This window comes from Paracoccus onubensis (assembly GCF_003591515.1).
In the GTDB taxonomy this organism is placed as follows: domain Bacteria; phylum Pseudomonadota; class Alphaproteobacteria; order Rhodobacterales; family Rhodobacteraceae; genus Paracoccus; species Paracoccus onubensis.
On the sequence record NZ_QZCG01000003.1, the window covers coordinates 36,349 to 55,849 of the forward strand.

Sequence of the window (19,501 nt, forward strand, 5' to 3'; positions counted from 1 at the left end):
CGGCGCGGCGATCTCCGACGACCTGGTGGCGGACCTGATGGCGGAGGGCATGTCTCGCAAGGAAGCCGTCGCCGGTGCCCGCGAGATGATGGGGCTTGAGGCTGACAGCGTGATCCTGCCCGCCTCCGAGCGCCCATTGATCCGCCTGGCCCTTGCCGTCGCCGGTCAGTGGCGGATGGGGCCGGTTGGCCTCGGCGGTATGCGCCCCATCGCGCTCGACATGGTGGCCGTCGATGTCACCGCCCGCTGGTTGGGCATCACTCCCGATGCCCGGCTGCTCGAAGGTCTCGCCATTATCGAACGCGAGGCACTGAAGCTGATGAGGAAGGATCAATGACCGCGGATATGCGCGCCCAGCTCACGGTAACGGCCGATGCCAGTTCGCTGGCCGCAGAGATGCGCCGTGGTAGTGAGGGGCTGCGTGAGATGCGGCGCGAGACCGAAGCGGCTGCGAAGGCTGCGGAATTCGCGGCCAGCGAACAGGGCCGGATGGTCCAGCAGCTCAACCAGACCTTCAGCAGCTTCGGGGCTGGCAGTAAATCCGCCCGAGACAGTTTCGGGGTATTCGAAGCCAGCCGCGAATATGAGGCTTTTCAGCAGGAACAGGCCCAGCAGGCAGCGCGCGCCTATCAGGCGTTGGAAAACAGTATTGATCCTCTGATCCGGGCTGAGCGAGAACTCGCCCAGCAACAGGAGATCGTCAACCGGGCGCTCCAACAGGGGCAGATCACCAATACGCAGTCCGATCGCACCCTCCAGCAGCTGGAGCAGCGCTACCGGTCCTTTGTCGCCGCCCATAACCCGGCCGTGCAAAGCGCCCGTGCCATGGAGCAGGCTTTTGAGGCGGAGGAACGCGCTGTTCGTCAGTTGACGCTGGCCGTCGATCCGGCTGCGCGGGCCGCCGATGAAATGAAGCGAGCGCAGGATCAGCTGAACCGCGCGGTACGCCTGAATATCATTACACAGGAGGAGGCGACGCGCGTTGCCGGTTTGCTGGGCGAACGGCAACAGGCCGTCGGGCGGTTCTCTGGTGCCATGGGCATGGGAATCCAGAATGTCAGCTTCCAGCTGACGGATTTTATCGTCCAGGTGCAATCCGGCCAGTCCGCCACCGTGGCGCTTACTCAACAGCTGCCGCAGTTGCTGGGCGGTTTTGGTGCGATCGGAGCCGCACTCGGTCTCGCGGCCGCGCTGGCCGTTCCGGCCACAGCCGCAATCTTCGGACTTGGTGCCAATTCCGAAGACGCCGGCAAACAGGTTGATCGGCTGAGTTCAGCGCTTCAGGACTTTAATCGCTTTACCGATCAGGCAGGAAAATCCACCGCACTTCTGGAGCAGGATTTCGGGTCTTTTGCCGGCCGCATGAAGGAAATTGCGGACTTCATGACGGAAGTTGCAGTTTCGGATGCCCTGAACGCCCTCGAGTCCCCGGACTTTAATATCTCGGCGCAGATCAAGGATGCGGCAGATGCCTTTGATGACTTCGCGGCCGCGCGCGAGCGTTATGAGCAGACACAGCGTGATAGCGCGGCAGGAGCGTTCGGTATCGGTCCTGAACAGGTGCTTCTGGCCAAGGAGGCCATGGATCTGTTCCGGCTCGGTGCGGAGGAGGCCGCAGCGCCGCTTGATCTTCTGCCGGAACAGGCAAAGGAACTGCATAGCTCAATCGAAGCCTTGAAAAATTCAGATGGCATGACCGCGTTTCGTGACAATGCCGATGAGGCACTCAAGGCGCTGCAGACCATGACGGCAGAAAGCGGGCAGATGTCCGGCCCGATTGTCGAAGCAGCGAAGAAACTGGAAGAGGTCGTAAATCTCTCCGCCAAAGGCACCACGGCTGAAGAGCGCCGGGTAGAAATCGCAGAAGAACTCCGGAATAGCTACCTGCAGGAAGCCGAGCTGGCGCGCGCCATCAATCGCCATGGCGAGGATAGTATCGCGGTCGCGCTGTTGAAACGCGATGCGCATCTTGAATCCGTCAACGCACTTTTGTCCGAGCGATCGATCACAGGCGAAGTTGCCGATGAAATCCGCCGCGCAGCGACGGAGGCTTATGATCTCGAAGAGGGTATCGGTGTTGCCGAGCGGGCGGCATCGGCCCTGCAATCCGTCATCGGCGGAACCAGCTTTGGCGACCTGATTGCCGGTGCGGATACCCTGTCGGGCAAGATATCCGGTCTGGTCAACCAGGCATCCGCGCTCTGGAATACGCTTGGGCAGTTAGGCAGCCGGCAGATCACGGCCAATCAGCAGGCCGATCTTCTCCGGACCGAACGCGAGATGATCGAGGCGGGCAAGAGCCGTGTCGCGATCGAGGGTGAACTCGCCGTCATGCGGGAACGCCAGGCACGAGTGAATGACGGGTTGACCAACCCCGCCCTGCGCAATGCTGGTCTTGACCAGGTTCGGGAAACAGCCGAGCAGGCCGCGCGTGATCGCGCCGCAATCACCGAAATGAACCGTCAGGCCGCACGGGCGGCATCCGGAGGGCGTGGCGGCGGTCGGGGCAGAAACCGTTCCGGAACGGCCGCCGGAGCCTCGATCATCAATGAACTCGCCCGTCTGCAACCCACTTTGGAGAACGATATCGCGGCCGCCGATGCATGGCGGGAAAAGGCGCTGGAAAACCTCAACAGGACCAAGACGGGCTTTGCGGAATTCGCGGATGATGTCGAACGGGTTTATCAGGAGAAGCTCCGCGAAGCCTATGAAGACGACCTGAAACGCCGCGATGATTGGGCGGCTGGCGTCGAGCGCGGCTTGCTGCAGGTCGAGGATGAACTGGGCAGTTGGGCCGATACCGCCGAGAACCTTGTCACCGGCTGGGCGGAAGGCGCGGAGGATGCCTTTGTCAAATTCGGCCAGACCGGCAAGGCGTCGATCGGCGATCTGGTCGATTTCGCGCTCGAGCAGTTTCTGCGTCTCGCGTTCCAGCAGAATATCGCGCCGGGACTGAATACCTTGCTGGATTCGGCGGTCAGCTGGATTGGTGGGTTTCTTCCGGGTGGCAGCGGTGCCGCGCCCTCCATCAGCACCAATCACACCGGTTCGCCCGGCGTCATGCGCAGCTATGCGCTGGGCGGGTATGGCGACCGGATGCGGCAGGATGAACGTCTGGCGATGATCCGCGATGGCGAGGAGATCATGACCTCACGCGCCCTCGAGAATGCCGGCGCGCTGATCTCCAACCTGTCGGCCATTGCCTCGCAGCCGTCATCACCCACGATCATCGCGCCGCAATCCAGCGGCATCAACCTGATCGTGAACGACTACTCCAAGGATGGTTTCAGCGCCGAGGAATCCACAGACAACCGGGGCAATCCCACCCTGACCATGACGCTCGGCCGTCAGGTCGGCAGCGTTATCCGTCAATCGGGCAACCCGGCCGGCAAGGCGATCGAGAGTAAATATAACGTCAGGAAGAGGGGGATTGCGCGATGACGATCCCCGTCTGGCCGAATGAACTTGATCGCTTCGAGCGTTCCGGATGGCAGGTTCAGGCACAGGATGGCCGCCAGAAGCGTAGCAATGACGCGGGGCCGCCCAGCTATCGCCGCCGCTTCAGCAGCATCGCCAAGGGCGTCAGTCTGTCCATCGTGCTGACCCGGAACGAGAAGGAGATCTTCGATCGTTTTTACGAGCAGGACTGCGCGCATGGCGCGCGGGAGTTCTGGATGCCCGATCCCACCACCCATGGCTGGCAGCTTCTCACTCATGAAGAGGAAGGGATGCTGGTTGAAAACGGTGTGCCGCTTCTGATTGCCGAACGCTGGTTGTGTACCTGGGGCGATACCCCGCCATCCGAGTCGATTGTCGGGCAGGTCCGTTTCCGCAAGAGCTTCAATGTCTGGGTGCTGCCATGAGACGCCTGTCCCTCAATGCCCGCCAGATGCAGGATGCATCAGTTACGAGCGAGCTATACGTGGTCTTGTTCGAGATCACGCATCCGGAACTTCCCGCCCCGATCAGGCTGTCCACGGACAATACCGAGCGCCTGCAGGTGGATCCGCATATCTACGGCACAAGGTCGAACTGGCGCGGGGCCAATCCGCTGACCGAGCCGTATCTCTGGGTCATCGCCTCGGCCGTTCTTCCCGGCGATCTCGATGATACCCCCGCCAGCGCCACAGTCGCACTGGAGAACCTCGACCAGGAGATGGTTCGCCTGGTCCGGAGCTTCACCAGCCCGGCCAATGTCGCCATGGCCGTGGTGCTGGCCTCTTCGCCCAATCAGGTCGAGGCCGAATACGAGGATCTCCTGATCATGTCGGCCGACATCGATGCCGGCGAAATCCAGCTCTCGATCAGCCGCGAGGAGATCGAGAATGAATTCTTTCCATCCGGCCGCATGACGCGGGACCGCTTTCCGGGGCTGCATCTATGAGTTGGTCGAACCGTTTTATCGGTATCCCCTACGAGGAATTCGGCCGTTCGCGCGACGGCGCGGACTGCTGGGGGTTGGCCTGTATCATCTATCGCGAGGAGCTGGGTATCAGCCTGCCGGAATACCTGGGCGATTATGCCTCGGTCGAGGAACATGGCGAGATCGCCGCGCTGATCGAAGATGGCGCAACATCCCCTCTATGGGTGCCAGTCGAGGGGCCGGCAATTGCCTTCGACATCGCGGTGTTTCGGCGCGGCCGGCTCAGCACACATGTCGGGATCGTCATTCGTCACGGGCTGATGATCCATATGCAGGGCGAGGATTGCGCCAAGCTTGCCGACTATCGCGGCGGCGCATGGGGCAATCGTCTGAAGGGGCATTGGAGGCATGTTTCAAGAGGTGTTGAACGCCCCGTTCAACTGGTCGCGAGGGCATATCAATGAGCACTCCGATTGTCCCCATCCTTGCAGCACCGCATTTCGATCCGGGGATGGGCCGGATCAAGATCGAGGCGCCAGCCGGACGGACCATCGCCGAGCATCTGGCTATGGCGCTTCCCTTCGCGACGCCGGCCGATCTGCAACAGGCCCGTGTTGCCCTTGTGACTGAAACCGGTTCCGAAATCATCGACCGCCGGTACTGGCATCGTGTACGGCCGCGTCCCGGCGTCCGGGTGGTGATCCGGATCATCGCGGGCAAGAACGCACTCCGTTCGGTTCTCTCGATCGTCATCACAATCGCGGCGATCGCGACCGGTCAGGCATGGGGTGTTCAGTTCGGACAGATGCTGGGCCTGACGGGCGCGACGGCGGGAGCGGTCGGCACCGCATTATTGACGGCAGGGGTCAATATCATCGGTAACCTGCTTCTCAACGCGCTCGTCCCGCCGGTCAAGCCGGACACCCCCGAAGCGCAGAGGAATCGCTATTCGATCAGCGGTTGGCGCAACCGGCTTGAGCCGGATGGAGCCGTTCCCGTCATTCTCGGCCGGATACGTTATGCACCTCCCTTCGCGGTGCTGAGCCATTCTGAAGTTGTCGGCGACGATCAATACGTCCGGGCGGTGTTCACCGCAGGTGAAGGCCCTCTCAACATCTCTGACATCCGGATCGGCGAGACGCCCGTCACGGAATTTGATGAAGTCGAGGTGGAAATCCGCGAGGGTCGGGCGTCCGACGCACCGCAGACCATCATTCCACGCCAAATCGCGGAAGAATCTATCGGCGTCGAACTGACTCGTCCCTTGCCGCGTGATGACCGGGGCGAGGTGATCAAGAATCAGCCTTCCATTGAAACGCCTGTGGTGCGCACCACAGGCGCGGATGCGCGCGGGGCCTCTATCATCCTCGCCTTTCCGGCCGGCATGATCCGCTTCGATGATGACGGCGACCAGAAACACGAAGAAGTGGCCGTTCGGATCGAGCAAAGGCCAGCTAATGAGACAACATGGGACGAGGTCACCACGCTCCGGATTCGGGCGAAGAAGCTGGAAGGCTTCTACCGTCAGCATAGCTGGAACTTTCCGTCGCGCGGTCGCTGGCAGGTTCGCCTGACCATGATGACCAGCGAGACCACCGACAGCAAGATCCAGCGCCGGACCTCCTGGGCGGCGCTACAGACCCTGCGACCGGAATACCCTCTGAACTATGGGCGGCCGCTCTCACTGATTGCGATGCGCATCAAGGCCACGCATCAGCTCTCCGGCAGCCTCGACAATGTCAACGCGATCTTCGCGCGCCATTGCCTCGACTATGACCGGAACAGCGGGACGTGGGTTGAACGCCTGACCTCCAACCCCGCCAGCCTTTACCGCTATGCTCTCCAAAGCCCGGCCAATCCTCGCGCAGTCTCCGATGCCGGCATCGACCTCGAGCAGTTGGAGGATTGGCATGAGTTCTGTCGGTTCCATGACCTGAAATACGATCGCATCCTTGATCAGGCGGGCAGCACGCTGCAGGAGGTCCTGACCGAGATTGCCGCTGCCGGCCGTGCCAGCCCGCGCCATGATGGCATGCGCTGGGGCGTGGTGGTGGACCGCCCGCAGGAATTGATCGTCGATCATATCGGTCCGCGTAACTCCTGGGCGTTTTCTTCGCGCCGTTCCTACACCACCCCACCGCATGCGTTCCGGGTGCCGTTCCTTGATGCGACCAACGACTGGAAACCAGCCGAACGGCTTGTGCGCTGGCCCGGCTATGCTGGTGACATCACCCTGACCGAAGCATTGGAACTGCCCGGTAAAACCGATCCGGCCGAGGTCTGGCGCGAGACCCGCCGCCGCATGTATGAGGCCATCTACCGGCCCGATAGCTATCAGGTCACCCAGGACGGCCCCGCCCGTGTTGCCACGCGCGGTGACGGCGTAACGCTCAGCCATTATATCCTGGACTCCGTACAGCTGTCCGCCCGCGTCCGTGCTGTGGTCGGGCCGCTAATCGAAATCGACGAATATGTTATGCTCGAAGCCGGTCGATCCTACGGCATCCGCTTCCGGGTCTTCACCAATGAAGATGATACGATTGGGACGTCGGTTGTCCGGAATATCGTAACGGAACCCGGTGAAACGAACCTGCTGAGGATTGAGGGCGACGACGGCGACGTCCCGGAGCCGGGTGATCTGGTCTATTTCGGGGCGGCGGCCGAGGAGACCTTCTCCATGGTCGTGACCGGGAACGAGCCGGCCGAGGATATGGCCTCGATCGTGCATATGGTTGATGCGGCGCCGGTGATCGACGAAAGGCTGGCGAATGATGTTATTCCCGCCTGGTCCGGCCGAGTCGGCGCAGAGATCGATGACAACCTGTTGCAACCGGCCGCCCCCCGCTTCGTCAGCATCGTTAGCGGTGTATCCGGGACGGGTTTCGGGAACAGGGTCGAATATCTGATAGAACCGGGTTCAAGCCCTATCAGCGTCAGGGAGTACCGGATCGAGCATCGGCTGGCGGGAACCACAAACTGGATCTCGGTGACCATCCCTGCCGCAAATGGTGGCGGCGCAATCACCAGCTACGGCAATGGAGACGCAATCGAACTGCGCGCGGTGGCGATCTCCTCGGCCGATATCGAGGGGCCATATAGCGGAATCGTTCCTCTCACGATCGGCGCGGAGGATGCCGCTATCCCAGCCGCCCTCGATGCCGATGCCGTCACGGTTACCACGCTCCTGGGTGGAGCGCTCGTCCAGTTCGCCACCGGGAATGATGAAAATCTCGCGCAGGTTCAGCTTTATCGCTCGCAATCGACGACGCTCAACCGAGAAACCGACGCAGTCGGCGCGCCGCAACAGGTTTCACGGCAGCAAAGCTATTCGGTCACGGCCGGCGACACGACCCGCAGCAACCGGCTCAGCGCCAATAACTGGACGGCAGATGCCGGATGGACCCTGAATGGCGACAGCGCCACGCACACGTCCGGTACGGCCGATGCGATCTCGCATTCGCTCAATGCCCAGCCCGATCGCTGGTATCGGATCGGCATCAACTTGTCCGACCGCTCGGCCGGGACCGTCACACCGCGTCTCACGGGCGGGACAGTGCGGACCGGTAATTCGCTAGATGCGGACGGAGCGTATTCCGATCGCATCCGGGCTGCTTCGGGCAATGACCGGTTTGAACTGCTTGCAAGCTCCGATTTCGACGGCACCGTTTCCGGGATCGTCGCCTATCTCGAAACCGCCGCCTGTCTGGACGCCGGCACCCATTACCTGTGGCTCGAGCCACAGAATACCGATGGCGTGCCCGGTCCAGTCACAGGCCCCCTGACCATAGAGGTGATCTGATGGATGGCGTTGCCACCACCAACCTGCAAACGAGCAATTTCGTCGATGACGTGATCGGCAATTACCAGGGCACGACACGCCGCATCTCGATCGAGCGCCTGGTGGCGATGCTGTTAGTGCTGACCGGCCCGGCCTATGCGACTCGAGGCGAGCTTGATGCCGATCTCGACTGGCCGGCCGGCACGATCGGACGCGTTTACGCAGCCGCCAACAGTGAGAATAATGGAGTCTATAAAAAAACCGGCCCGGTCGGATCGGGGGGCTGGACGCGGATCGGTGATCTGCCTGGTGGAGCAGTCGAGTCCGCCCTGATCGATGAATTGCGGAATGAGGTCAGGAGTGGCCGGGTCTATTCCATGCCTGGCGGCGACACACCAAGCGGTCTCGATATCCCTGCGGATCGTGGAATCACGCTTCTGATCCTCCGCAACAATGCAGCCAATACGGAAAGCGACTGGCGGCCGGTTCAGGCACCTGACCCGGCGGACGAGACCGATGACCTGAAACGGGATGCCAGCGGCCAATGGTGGCGGCGGATGCAAGATAGCGATGTGGTCAAGCTGAAGGGAGGTGCCATCTACGGCAGAACCGGTTCGATCGACCCATCCGGCGAGAATATCGCGCCTTATTATGTCCTGTCCGTCTTCGTGCATAACGCGAGCAAGACATTCCGGTTCTGGACAGCCGCCAATGTGGCAGCTCCGGGCGACGGTCTGGAAACCGACAACAAGAAGCGAGATGCAGGTGGCCGTTGGTGGCAACTCCTTGAGGACGGTGCCCACACGGCCATCTACCAGGCAATCGCAGATGCGGTCGCCGGTGGAACGGAAGCCGTTGCGGATGAGGCTGCCGCCCGTGCAGATGCCGATGCCGCACATGTCGCCGAGTATCACACTGTCTGGGCAGGCGATCCCGCAGTCCTTGCACGTGATATCAACGACAACACCGCCCTTTATACACTTCCCGATGGCATGACGCGGGGCGTTTTCTCGCTGGAAGATCAACGAGAGACCGATGTCTACAAGCTGTTCACAGTATCCGATCAGGAAAGGCTTAACGCTGCTGCCCCAGTTATCTGGACGGGAGATGATGCGGTCATGGTGAAAGACAGGAACGGAAACTCCGCGTTGCATGTGGATAAGGACGGCGGCACCCATGCCAATCTCGTACTGGATGATTTCGGATGGACGGGAGATATCCCGCATCATGTCGTCGTCGACAAAGACAGGAATGTCTTGTTCGGCTTTGATCGCCACGGCGCACCGATCTTTCCGGGCCTGTTCACAATTCCAATCTGGACCGGCGACGATCTTTATCGGGTGTTCTGCGATATCGACGGCAAGACGATCTGGGGCATCCACAAGGATACCGGCGAATGGATCGGTCCGGGAACCTCCGGAGGCGGCACCGTCGACCCTGACGACCCGACTGACGGCTCGCCGGACACGCCCGGCAATGTCTGGATGGCCCGGAAAACCGAACATGGCTGGCGCTATATGTCCGATCAGTGGGCGGAACGCACCATTGGATACGAGCAGCGCGGCAATGTAACCCTCGCACAAACAGGCTCCGTTGCGGTCGGCGTGGTTGCATTCGGCGGTGGCGATGTTGCCGTCCAGCGGGTGCTTGACGATCATTACGACTACCATATGCGCGGAGCCGATCTCGACGTCATCCAGCAGGAGGGCGCAGCTGAGGCGGCAGGTGCCGAATTGCTGAACGCGGCGAAAAAGATGCCGACCGCCATAGCAGTGTCAGTGGCGCAACCCTCCATCACGGAATCGGAGGCGCTTGCCGGGTCCGCGCTCCGCACCGCCCTTGCAGATGATGTGCAGGCGGCCGTGACTGCCCTGGCGGGCTGGAGCAAAACGCTCCATATCGACCGGATCAAATTGTCCCTGCTTGAAGGAAAGAATGTTTCGCAGTCGGGGGCTGATTTTCACTATGCTGCTGTGGCACAGGACTTACGCGACGAACTTGGCGCGCTAACCGGTCAGGGCGCCTATCCACTGACGGTCGTTTCTCCAAAAGGAGGCGGCCGCACAGGGCGATTTGAAACGGTTTCGTTGGCGGAAGCGCGACTGGACATTAATCATCCAACCCTTGGGTTCGTCGTCGCGACGCCGCTATGGCCCTTTGAACTTGATCCTGAAGGGGAAGTGCCGAGCGCCGCGTCTGCCCTGATGATTTCTGAAATCGAGGCCATCGCCGTCGCCGAGCGGCAATCGGGCCGCGACTGGTATTGCCCACTCCTGGTCGAGGCCAAGTTGGCGGGCAATGTGGTAACTGCCCGGTTCGCGGCGATGAGCGACCTGACATTGCATGATCCTGCCGTGCATGGCCTCACGTTCGGGACCTCCATCACGAATGGTGCCGTCATCCAGTCCGTAACCGTAAGCGGCAAAGAGGCGATTATCACCTTCGATATTGCTCCCGAAGGGTCGCTGGAACTGCGCCATGCATGGGCGGTAGCCGGAACCAGCACTGACGACAAACCGAGAAACCGAGGCTCGATCAGTGATCAGTGGTCGCAGGTCAGCCGTCACGATCCCGCATTCACCCACCGGCGTTGGGCGTTGCCCGCGCGCGTCAACGTCAATTAAGGAGGCCGACATGGCACTGACTATTCCCACAACCTTCCCGAACCTGCCCGTTCAACCTTACATGCCCACAGATGCCATCACTGCAGGTGGCGACGTGCTGAATTGGTGGACTCTTATCCCGCAGGCTGAAAGGGCCGATGCGGAAGCCGCCATGGCGATGATGCCGCGTCACGGCAACGTGGCGGCGAAAAATCCTAACGGGGTTCCGCAATTCCAGGAATACGCGATCCCGAGCGGCACCATCAAAACCCCGTTGTTTGAAGGTGGCTCACAGACAACGCACTATCGTGGGGTTGTTCCAGAACTGACGGGAACCGTCACCATCGCGCTGATTGCCCAAGCCGGAGGGTATTTCACCGAACCGCTCGGCGTTCATCTGGAAGGAGTGGGTGTCAGCGGAAATTCCCCATATATTCTGTGGGCCTGCAAGTCTGGTGGTTGTGAGTTGCAGCTAAAAGGTGCCAACTCGACCGATCTCAGGCCCGGAGACTCGGCCGCTCCTCTGCCTATTGGCGAGTGGTTTCTGATGGAAACAATCTTGAATTTCGAGACAGGCGATCATCGCATCGACCTGAACGGTGTTGCAGGAAATCCCCGGACACTGACGGAAATGCCGATTATCACCAAGGCGGATCCTTTCCAGATTCACATGGGTCAAGCCACTGGTAGTCAGCCGTTCACGAACGGCACCATTGCCGACACGATCCTTTTCCAAGGTGATTTGGCAGATAAGGCAGCCACCCGCGCCGTGCTGCATAATTATGCTTCCCGCGTGTTCGGAGTGCCGATCAATGCCTAACATCCTCAATATCGCATCGGATGACTTGTTCAGCATCGAGCGTTACCGCTCGGTGTTCGGGCACGTCATCCAGACCCCGAACCTCGATGCGTTCTATGCTTCGGGCTGCAAATTTGAAGCCGCAATGGCGACTATCGCGGTTTGCGCTCCATCCCGTTGCTCGGTGCTGACAGGGTTATCGCCCTATCACAGCGGCCTCTTTGATATCGCGGAGGCATGGTATGATCTCGTGCGGCCGGAGCAATCCCTTCAGTGGCGGATCAAGCAGGCCGGGTTCTACATGGGAACCACCGGCAAGATGTGGCACGGCTATGTGCCACAGCCCGATTTCGTCTATGATGCGCTCTATGATTCCGCGCCGTTTACGCAGCAGGGCGGCATCCCGGAAAATGTGCGCACCGATCAGGGGCCTTCAGCCTATGGGGGCAACAGCTACAGTTTCCCCGACGATATCGAAGATAACTCATATGACGGCTACCGCGTTCTGGACTTCCAGAATTTCCTGAACACCTACAGCGATTCACGCCCCTGGTATCACGAGGTGGGCTTCCATCACCCGCATGGCGCCTGGACCAACCCCGACCGGTTCTTTGACGCGGTTCCGCTTGAGGATATCATTTTCCCGACCGAATGGAGCCAGCCGTGGGAGATACCGACCTTTGCGATGGATTTCATTGGGGGTGACGCCAGCCTGTATGACCCCGCAACATGGAGTACGGCTGAGGTCGAGACATGGCGCTATTCCGTTCGCGCCTATATCGCATCGGTGATGTATCTGGACTACAACCTTGGCCGCGTTCTGGCGGCTCTGGATGCCAGTCCCTTCGCCGATGATACGGTCGTGTGCTTCTGGTCTGATCACGGCTATCATCTCGGCGACAGAGGGCAGAAATGGCACAAGTTCACCCTATGGGATGAAGCCGCGCGCGCTCCTCTGGCGATCCGCGCTCCGGGGCAGGCCCCGCGCGTTGTCACCGAGCCTGTCAGCCTGATCGACCTGACCCGGACTCTGGTCGATTATGCGGGAGGCGAGGCCCCCATTGATTGGCAAGGCGAAAGCCTCCGGCCTGTCATTGAGGGTGGCGCGGTACCTGCTCGCGCTATTCCGACATTCTGGTACGGATCGGCATCGGCCCGGATCGGGGATCGCCGGATCATTCTCTATCAGGACGGGACATCCGAATATTATGATCTGGCAACTGATCCGTGGGCGCAGGTCAACCTTGCGGGGATGGATGCACAATACGAGGCACACCGCACCGAGCTGATTGATATCTGTGAGGGATGGGGCCTGAAATTTGTTGAGCAAGGCGCGAAACTGGACAAGCCGTCGCCGCTCGCGTCTTACTTGGGCGTGGACCCTGATGTTGGGGCGGCCTCCGGCGCATTGGCGCTTGTCGGCAGCATGGATGCACGGGGGCAATCACCCGGCTATCAGCGGGCCTTGTGGGTGCCAAAAGAACGGACCAGCAGTAATGAGGTTGTGAAGTTCCCTGATCACATCGATGACTTTCTTCTGGCGACGCGGGCTGCGGTCAATGCCACTATACATATGGGGTCCGGTCCGAACCGCGTTCTCATAGAGCAGGGATGGTGGGGGAGGCCCACATTTTACCTTGGTGATGGCGACGATGAGATCAAGCTCGGCAAAACGGTTGCCGTTGTTCACGGCGGCCGCGGCAATGACACGATCCAAGGCGGTCAGCGTATGCTCCTGATCCACGGCGGTCCTGGTGACGACAGTATTACCGGGACAGGCTCGGCTGATGAATTGCACGGTGATGCCGGTAACGACACGATTTCCGGTGGCGGCGGCAATGACACCATCGATGGCGGCTCGGGCATTAATGTCATCAACGGTGGCGCCGGGGCCGACACAATCATCATCAGCGCCGGGAAAAACACCATCACGCTCGGAGCAGGTGCCGATACCGTTATCGCCCGTCGCACTGGCTACCGTCAGATCATCACCGATCTTGCTTCCGGCGATACGCTCGATCTGTCTGACTGGGCCGGCATTCAACCGGTATCTGTCGTGCAGGCTGGTAGCGATGTCGTCGTCTCGGCCACGTATGGTCCCGAGCGGATCATTTGTCAGGGCGTGACGGCTGCAACAGTGACTGCAGCGATCAGTGGCGCGACGGTGGCGTAACGCCTTGGTGCAATGTTGTTGATTTTTGGTCCTCTGCGATGTCTTGTCGAAAGAAGCGCCGGCTGCTGGAGAGTATTCTATGCCGAACAAAAAAATCACATCCGATCTTTTGCAGGGTCTCACTCATAATGCGATTGCATCACTTCGTATGGGAGTAGAGGACTATCAATCCAATGATGCTGATCGGCAACTGAGCGCGGCTCGAAACTTCGCTGCTGGGACGCTCTTGCTAGGAAAGGCATGTCTTGTCAATGCTGCCCCACCTAATTCAGATCCCATGGCAGTGCTAGGCGCGAAATTTTCCCCAGTGATCGAAGGCAACGAGTTTGTTATTAAACCAGCTAGCGCTGCTACAATTGACGTAGAGCAACTAAAAAAGCGTTTTAGGGATTTCGGCTTGCCCGCTCCCCGTGGTGATCTCGACCGCCTGACCAAGCTGCGTAACGCGATTGAGCACCTTCACACGGATCAGGGGCCACAACAGGTTAAGGAGGCGATCGCTGCCTGTTTTCCTACCGTTCTTGGTTTTTTTGAGTTGCTCGGCCGATCACCACTGGAAGATTTAGGTGCTGCGTGGGAGACAATGCAGGCCGTAGAAAGTTTTCAGAAAGAGGAGGCAGCACGATGCGCAAAGACCTTCGAAGCGGTCGACTGGCCTAATTCATTGCCGATTCGTCCTGAGTGTCCAGAATGTGGGTCTGCGCTCGTGGCTCAGAAGAACCCAGCGAACTCTGACCCGGTCATGATAAAACTGAGATGCCTCTCGTGTGGGTCCGAGAAAGATGATTATCAGGCGATTGCAGTTCTTGTGGAAGGCGCGTTTGGTGGAGAAGCCTTTAGGGCAGCCCGAGATGGAGCAAACGGACCAATTTACGATTGCCCTGAGTGCGGACATTCGCTCTATATCGCTAACTCCGAGGTGAATACCTGCCTATATTGTGGATACGAAGTAGACGGCGCATGCAGCGTTTGTGGCGAACGATTAGGAGTTGGAAATGTAGACTGGGAGGATCACAGCCTGTGTTCATACCACGCTTATGTGGCGTCTAAAGAACGGTATCGTTGATCCATCGCCGCACCAAAGAAGTCCCTGATTTCAATCGGTGCTGTAACGGCGCACAATTTGTCAGGATCAGCGCCCCACCAGAGCATCCCGATGCAATATACTCGTCCAGAAGCTGGCGCACCGCTAAATGGAGTTGCTAAGTTACGCCGTACTGATCACCGTGAAATAGAAGAAGGTTCTGAGACGGAATCAATGCCATTTCCCATCGATATTAAGCTTTTCGCGGACGGACAGAACCTCGCTGTGGTGGACGATGTAGCTCTTAGAGATAGAATCCTGCCAATATTTGGCGGTAAGCGCTCGACACCAGAGGAGCGATGGCAAGGGATCGGAACGTGCTTCCGCATTGACCCATTTGGAACCTGTGCAACAGCCTTTCATGTGATCGAAGACCTGATCACGCCTTCTATTGATGGAGCGACGATAGAAATTGAGCCTGACAACTTTCTCGCAGCATTGGAGATGCCGGCTATAATCTTCGGCGAGGTAAGTATTCCTCAAGACTGGTGGCGGCCACTTTCCGGTATTTCTTCCGTGTGTGCGGGCATAGAACGTCGCCCGTTGCAGGAGGCTCAAATATGGAACGCAAGCGAACTCACTTCGCTGGTTCTGACCCCGGCCGTTCCCAGCAACTCGATACCGTTCTTGAGCACTCATTTGACTTGGGTTCCCCAAATTGGGGACCGAGTCTTGGCGATGGGGTACGCTGGACTCGACCTCGATCTAGAGGGCGTTGGTGATCACCGGCCATTGAAGCAATGCATTTATGCGTCACTAGGCGAAGTCATCGACATCGTCCATGCAAATGGGGATAGTTCGCAGCCATGGCCCAAGCTCCACGTCAATGCAGATTGGCCAGGCGGAATGAGCGGCGGGCCAGTGTTCAATGAAGCTGGGAACGTTATCGGCTTGGTTAGTGCAGGTATGGGTTCTGTCAGCACTGCGACTTGGTTTGGCGGTTGGACTATACCCGAATGGCAATTTCCCACTGTCGATCCTGTTAATCCGGGAAGATTTCTTGGATACGCGGTGATCGATAAATATGGCGAAGTTCGGTTGTTCTCGCCAAAAAGATCAGCGTGTGAAGATTTAATTAAAGAGATTCCCGGTTCAGCGATTCGATTTGTTAGCTTCAATCCCGGAACTCGAGAACACATCCGATTGAACGCCTGATTGCATAAGCGAATGACATGTTGCACTCCATAATCCGTAGGCATTGTAGCTGAAAGCACGACCGTCAGTTGAGGGTTCCGTGCCGTCCTTTGCGCTCTACGTTATCTGCTGCAAGTTCCGTTGTCACAGCCTGCAAAACCTCGCGTCACGCTACAGCAGTGAGCGACATCCGACGGAACAACCTGCACGAAAACTGCAGCCAAGGATTGAGGTGGCGTTGAGGTAGATGATTTTTCCAGCATCGTAAGTCCGCCAACAAAAGTGCGGCCCATGCGTTGCCAGCAAGAGAGGGCTCGCTGAGAAGAAAACTCACATTGACAACGGTCGTCATTAATTTCGTCGCCCAGATGGAAAGCCGCGTCATCTGTTTTGGACTACCCTGATCGGGCTGAAACCGAAACTTCAAACCCACACGCCGCTTCCTCAACCCTATAGCTTCACCCGTTTCAGCCGCAGCGCATTGGCGATGACCGAGACCGAGGACAGCGACATCGCCGCCGCCGCGATCATCGGCGATAGCAGCAGGCCAAAGACCGGATAGAGCAGCCCTGCCGCCACCGGGATCCCGGCTGCGTTATAGATGAAAGCAAAGAACAGGTTCTGTCGGATATTGCGCATGGTGGCCACGGCGAGCTTGCGGGCGCGGACAATGCCGGTCAGGTCGCCGCCCAGCAGGGTCAGCCCGGCGCTTTCGACCGCCACATCGGCGCCCGTGCCCATGGCGATGCCCACATCCGCCGCCGCCAGCGCCGGCGCGTCATTCACCCCGTCGCCGGCCATGGCGACCTTGCGGCCATTGGCGCGCAGCCCGTCGACCAGATCCTTCTTGCCCTCGGGCAGCATCCCGGCGCGGACTTCGTCGATGCCCAGTCTTGATGCCACGGCCTGCGCCGTGCGTTCATTGTCGCCGGTTGCCATGATCACCTTGATGCCCAGATCGTGCAGGTCATGGATCGCCGCCTCGGCGGTGGACTTGATCGGGTCGGCCACGGCGACCAGCCCCGCCAGCCTGCCATCCAGCGCCACGAACATGGCGGTCTTGCCATCGCCGCGCAGGCGGTCCGCAGTCTCCTCGCCGGTGTCGCAGTCGATACCAAGCGAGGTCATCATGGCGTTGTTGCCAAGCGCCACATCGCGGCCATCGACCTTGCCGATCACACCCTTGCCGGTGACGGCCTCGAACTCCTCGCCATTGCCAAGGCTGAGCCCACGCGCCTTGGCGCCCTCGACGATCGCCTCGGCCAGCGGGTGTTCGGATGCGCGTTCCAGTGCGGCGGCTGCGGCCAGCAACTCATCCTCGGCCACGTCGCCGAAGCTGGTCACATCGGTCAGCGCGGGCTTGCCTTCGGTCAGCGTGCCGGTCTTGTCGACGATCAGCGTGTCCACATCGGCCATCAGTTCCAGTGCCTCAGCATTCTTGACCAGTACGCCGGCCTGCGCGCCGCGCCCCGCTGCCGTGGTGATGGAAATCGGCGTCGCCAGCCCAAGCGCACAGGGACAAGCGATGATCAGCACCGAAACCGCCGAGGCAATGGCGAAGACATAGGACGGGCTGGGGCCAAAGATCAGCCAGACGACAAAGGCCAGAATGGCGATCACCACCACCGCAGGCACGAAGATCGCCGAAACCCGGTCGGCCAGCCCCTGAATAGGCGCTTTGGAGCGTCGCGCGCCGGCGACCATCTGGACGATCTGCGACAGCACCGTATCGGCGCCGACATCGGTGGCGCGGATCGCCAGCGTGCCGTTCTTATTAATCGTGCCGCCGGTCACGCGGTCGCCCTGCACCTTCTCGACCGGCACCGGCTCGCCCGTGATCATGCTTTCATCGACGGAAGAACGGCCCTCGACCACCTCGCTATCGACCGGCACGCTGTCGCCCGGCCGCACGCGCAAGAGATCGCCTGCCGTGATGTTTTCCAGCGGCGCGTCATATTCCGTGCCATCGGGCAGGATGCGCCGAGCGGTCTTGGGCGCGAGATCCATCAGCGCCCGGATAGCATCGCCGGTGCGCTCCCGCGCCCGCAGTTCCAGCACCTGCCCGACAAAGACCAGGGCGACGATCACAACCGCAGCCTCGTAATAGGTGCCGACGATGCCGCCCATTCGGTATTCCTCGGGAAAGATGCCCGGCAGGAAGGTGGCGAAGAGCGAATAGAGATAGGCCGCGCCGACACCCAGCGAGATCAGCGTCCACATGTTCGGTGAGCGGTTTTTGAAGGAATCCAACCCGCGCTGAAAGAAGGGCCGCGCCGCCCAGAGCACGATGGGCGTGGCCAGCAGGAACTCCAGCCAGACGGCGGTGCGGTGCCCGATCCAGTCACGGACCGGAATGCCCACCATCTCGCCCATCGTCAGGATCAACAACGGCACCGCAGCGGCCACGCTGACCCAGAGCCGCCGGGTGAAATCAGTCAGTTCATGGCTGGGTTCATCCGAGGGAATCATCGGCTCCAAAGCCATGCCGCAGATCGGGCAGGCGCCGGGTTCGTCGCGGACGATTTCGGGATGCATCGGGCAGGTCCATTGCGTGCCTGCCGGGGCGGATTTTTCGACCTTGGCCGCCGCGCCCGAGGCGTAGAACCACGGATCGCCGTCGAACTTCGACTGGCAACCGTCCGAGCAGAAATAGAAGGTCTGTCCCTCATAGTCGCGGTGCCGGGCCTCGGGCTTGATCGTCACCTGCATGCCGCAAACCGGGTCGATGGCCTTGCCGGGATCAGCCTGTGCCGGTGCACCACCGTGTGTCCCGTGATCGTGATGCCCATGCGAATGATCGTGATTGTGGTCCATGACTCTCTCCCGGCAAATACCTATAGGGGGTATATCAGACTTGCTCTATACCCCTTGAGGGTATAGCACAAGCCTCAGATGTTGAAGTTCGGAGCCCTCCTTGGCGCATGACAAGCAGAACCGAGACGCGATCCTGAAGCGGCTTTCCCGCCTGAACGGTCAGGTGCAGGGCGTCTCGCGCATGGTCGAGGATGGGCGCTATTGCGTCGACATCCTGAACCAGACCGCCGCCATCCGGTCTGCCCTGCGCGGCGTCGAACGCTTGCTGATCGAGGATCACGCGCGAAGCTGCATGGAAGACGCGATCCAATCCGGCGATCAGGACCGTCAGCGGGTGATGTTCCGCGAGGTCGTCGAACTGATGGAAAAGGTACGCGACTGATGCGGTTCCTGCTATCGGCACTGCTTGCCGTCATGCTGGCGGTGACGATGCCACTGGCCCTGACCGGCGCCGCCTCGGCGGAAGCATCGTCGATGGCCTCGATGGCCGAAACATCCGCGTCGCCAGTCGCGCATGAATGCTGCACCACGCAGCCGGATTCTCCACATGGCGACTGTGCGGCCTGTGCCGCCATCGGCAATGCCGAAATCACGCCCAACGCGGCCCGCTTGCCACGCCGAATCCGACACTTTCCCCCGCTGCAAGATATGAAATCGGCCAGGCCGCGCTTGCCGCTGCCCCCTCCGCGATCCGCTGCTCTCTGACGCCACATGGCCCGAGGGGCCACAAGCCGATCAACTGCGCCATGACAG

General features: G+C 60.2%; 14 protein-coding genes. 13 read left to right on the forward strand and 1 reads right to left on the reverse strand.

Translation table 11 applies throughout. The features are described 5' to 3' along the window. The first annotated feature begins 49 nt into the window (after positions 1 to 49). The 11 genes from D3P04_RS05145 (at position 50) to D3P04_RS05190 (ending at position 15,955) form a co-directional block, all read left to right on the forward strand. Complete coding sequence (locus D3P04_RS05145; RefSeq protein WP_147391888.1) at positions 50 to 337, forward strand: hypothetical protein; 288 nt, start codon at positions 50 to 52, stop codon at positions 335 to 337. Beyond that, the gene (locus D3P04_RS05150) at positions 334 to 3,441 is read left to right on the forward strand and encodes a phage tail tape measure C-terminal domain-containing protein (protein WP_119746629.1); all 3,108 of its coding nucleotides are present in this window, start codon (positions 334 to 336) and stop codon (positions 3,439 to 3,441) included. Before D3P04_RS05145 ends, D3P04_RS05150 begins: the two co-directional genes overlap by 4 nt. Then, on the forward strand, positions 3,438 to 3,863 hold the full coding sequence (locus D3P04_RS05155) for a hypothetical protein (protein WP_119746631.1): 426 nt from the start codon (positions 3,438 to 3,440) through the stop codon (positions 3,861 to 3,863). Before D3P04_RS05150 ends, D3P04_RS05155 begins: the two co-directional genes overlap by 4 nt. Beyond that, entirely contained in the window at positions 3,860 to 4,384 is a 525-nt protein-coding gene (locus tag D3P04_RS05160; RefSeq protein ID WP_119746633.1) for a hypothetical protein, read from the forward strand. Before D3P04_RS05155 ends, D3P04_RS05160 begins: the two co-directional genes overlap by 4 nt. Beyond that, the gene (locus tag D3P04_RS05165; RefSeq protein WP_119746635.1) at positions 4,381 to 4,827 is read left to right on the forward strand and encodes an NlpC/P60 family protein; all 447 of its coding nucleotides are present in this window, start codon (positions 4,381 to 4,383) and stop codon (positions 4,825 to 4,827) included. Before D3P04_RS05160 ends, D3P04_RS05165 begins: the two co-directional genes overlap by 4 nt. Continuing rightward, complete coding sequence (locus D3P04_RS05170) at positions 4,824 to 8,162, forward strand: host specificity factor TipJ family phage tail protein (protein WP_182912742.1); 3,339 nt, start codon at positions 4,824 to 4,826, stop codon at positions 8,160 to 8,162. Before D3P04_RS05165 ends, D3P04_RS05170 begins: the two co-directional genes overlap by 4 nt. After that, positions 8,162 to 10,765, forward strand: a complete 2,604-nt coding sequence (locus D3P04_RS05175) for a hypothetical protein (RefSeq protein WP_119746637.1) — start codon at positions 8,162 to 8,164, stop codon at positions 10,763 to 10,765. The genes D3P04_RS05170 and D3P04_RS05175 overlap by 1 nt, the downstream gene beginning before the upstream one ends. A 10-nt stretch (positions 10,766 to 10,775) precedes the next feature. Next, complete coding sequence (locus tag D3P04_RS05180; protein ID WP_119746639.1) at positions 10,776 to 11,564, forward strand: hypothetical protein; 789 nt, start codon at positions 10,776 to 10,778, stop codon at positions 11,562 to 11,564. Beyond that, the gene (locus D3P04_RS05185) at positions 11,557 to 13,716 is read left to right on the forward strand and encodes a sulfatase-like hydrolase/transferase (RefSeq protein ID WP_182912743.1); all 2,160 of its coding nucleotides are present in this window, start codon (positions 11,557 to 11,559) and stop codon (positions 13,714 to 13,716) included. Before D3P04_RS05180 ends, D3P04_RS05185 begins: the two co-directional genes overlap by 8 nt. A gap of 79 nt (positions 13,717 to 13,795) precedes the next feature. Further along, entirely contained in the window at positions 13,796 to 14,782 is a 987-nt protein-coding gene (locus tag D3P04_RS23060) for a hypothetical protein (protein ID WP_147391889.1), read from the forward strand. A gap of 90 nt (positions 14,783 to 14,872) precedes the next feature. Then, a complete protein-coding gene (locus D3P04_RS05190) occupies positions 14,873 to 15,955 on the forward strand; it encodes a S1 family peptidase (protein ID WP_119746643.1) in 1,083 nt (360 codons plus the stop codon). A gap of 429 nt (positions 15,956 to 16,384) precedes the next feature. On the opposite strand, the gene D3P04_RS05195 is transcribed toward D3P04_RS05190, so the two are convergent. Then, a complete protein-coding gene (locus tag D3P04_RS05195) occupies positions 16,385 to 18,748 on the reverse strand; it encodes a heavy metal translocating P-type ATPase (protein ID WP_010400325.1) in 2,364 nt (787 codons plus the stop codon). A gap of 100 nt (positions 18,749 to 18,848) precedes the next feature. On the opposite strand from D3P04_RS05195, the gene D3P04_RS05200 reads away from it, so the two are divergent. Both D3P04_RS05200 and D3P04_RS05205 read left to right on the forward strand, forming a co-directional pair. Continuing rightward, positions 18,849 to 19,130: a metal-sensitive transcriptional regulator gene (locus D3P04_RS05200; protein ID WP_101459771.1), complete on the forward strand. Its 282-nt coding sequence runs from the start codon at positions 18,849 to 18,851 to the stop codon at positions 19,128 to 19,130. Beyond that, positions 19,130 to 19,453, forward strand: coding sequence for a hypothetical protein (locus D3P04_RS05205; RefSeq protein ID WP_010400327.1), 324 nt, complete (start codon positions 19,130 to 19,132; stop codon positions 19,451 to 19,453). Before D3P04_RS05200 ends, D3P04_RS05205 begins: the two co-directional genes overlap by 1 nt. The last annotated feature ends 48 nt before the right edge of the window (positions 19,454 to 19,501 follow it).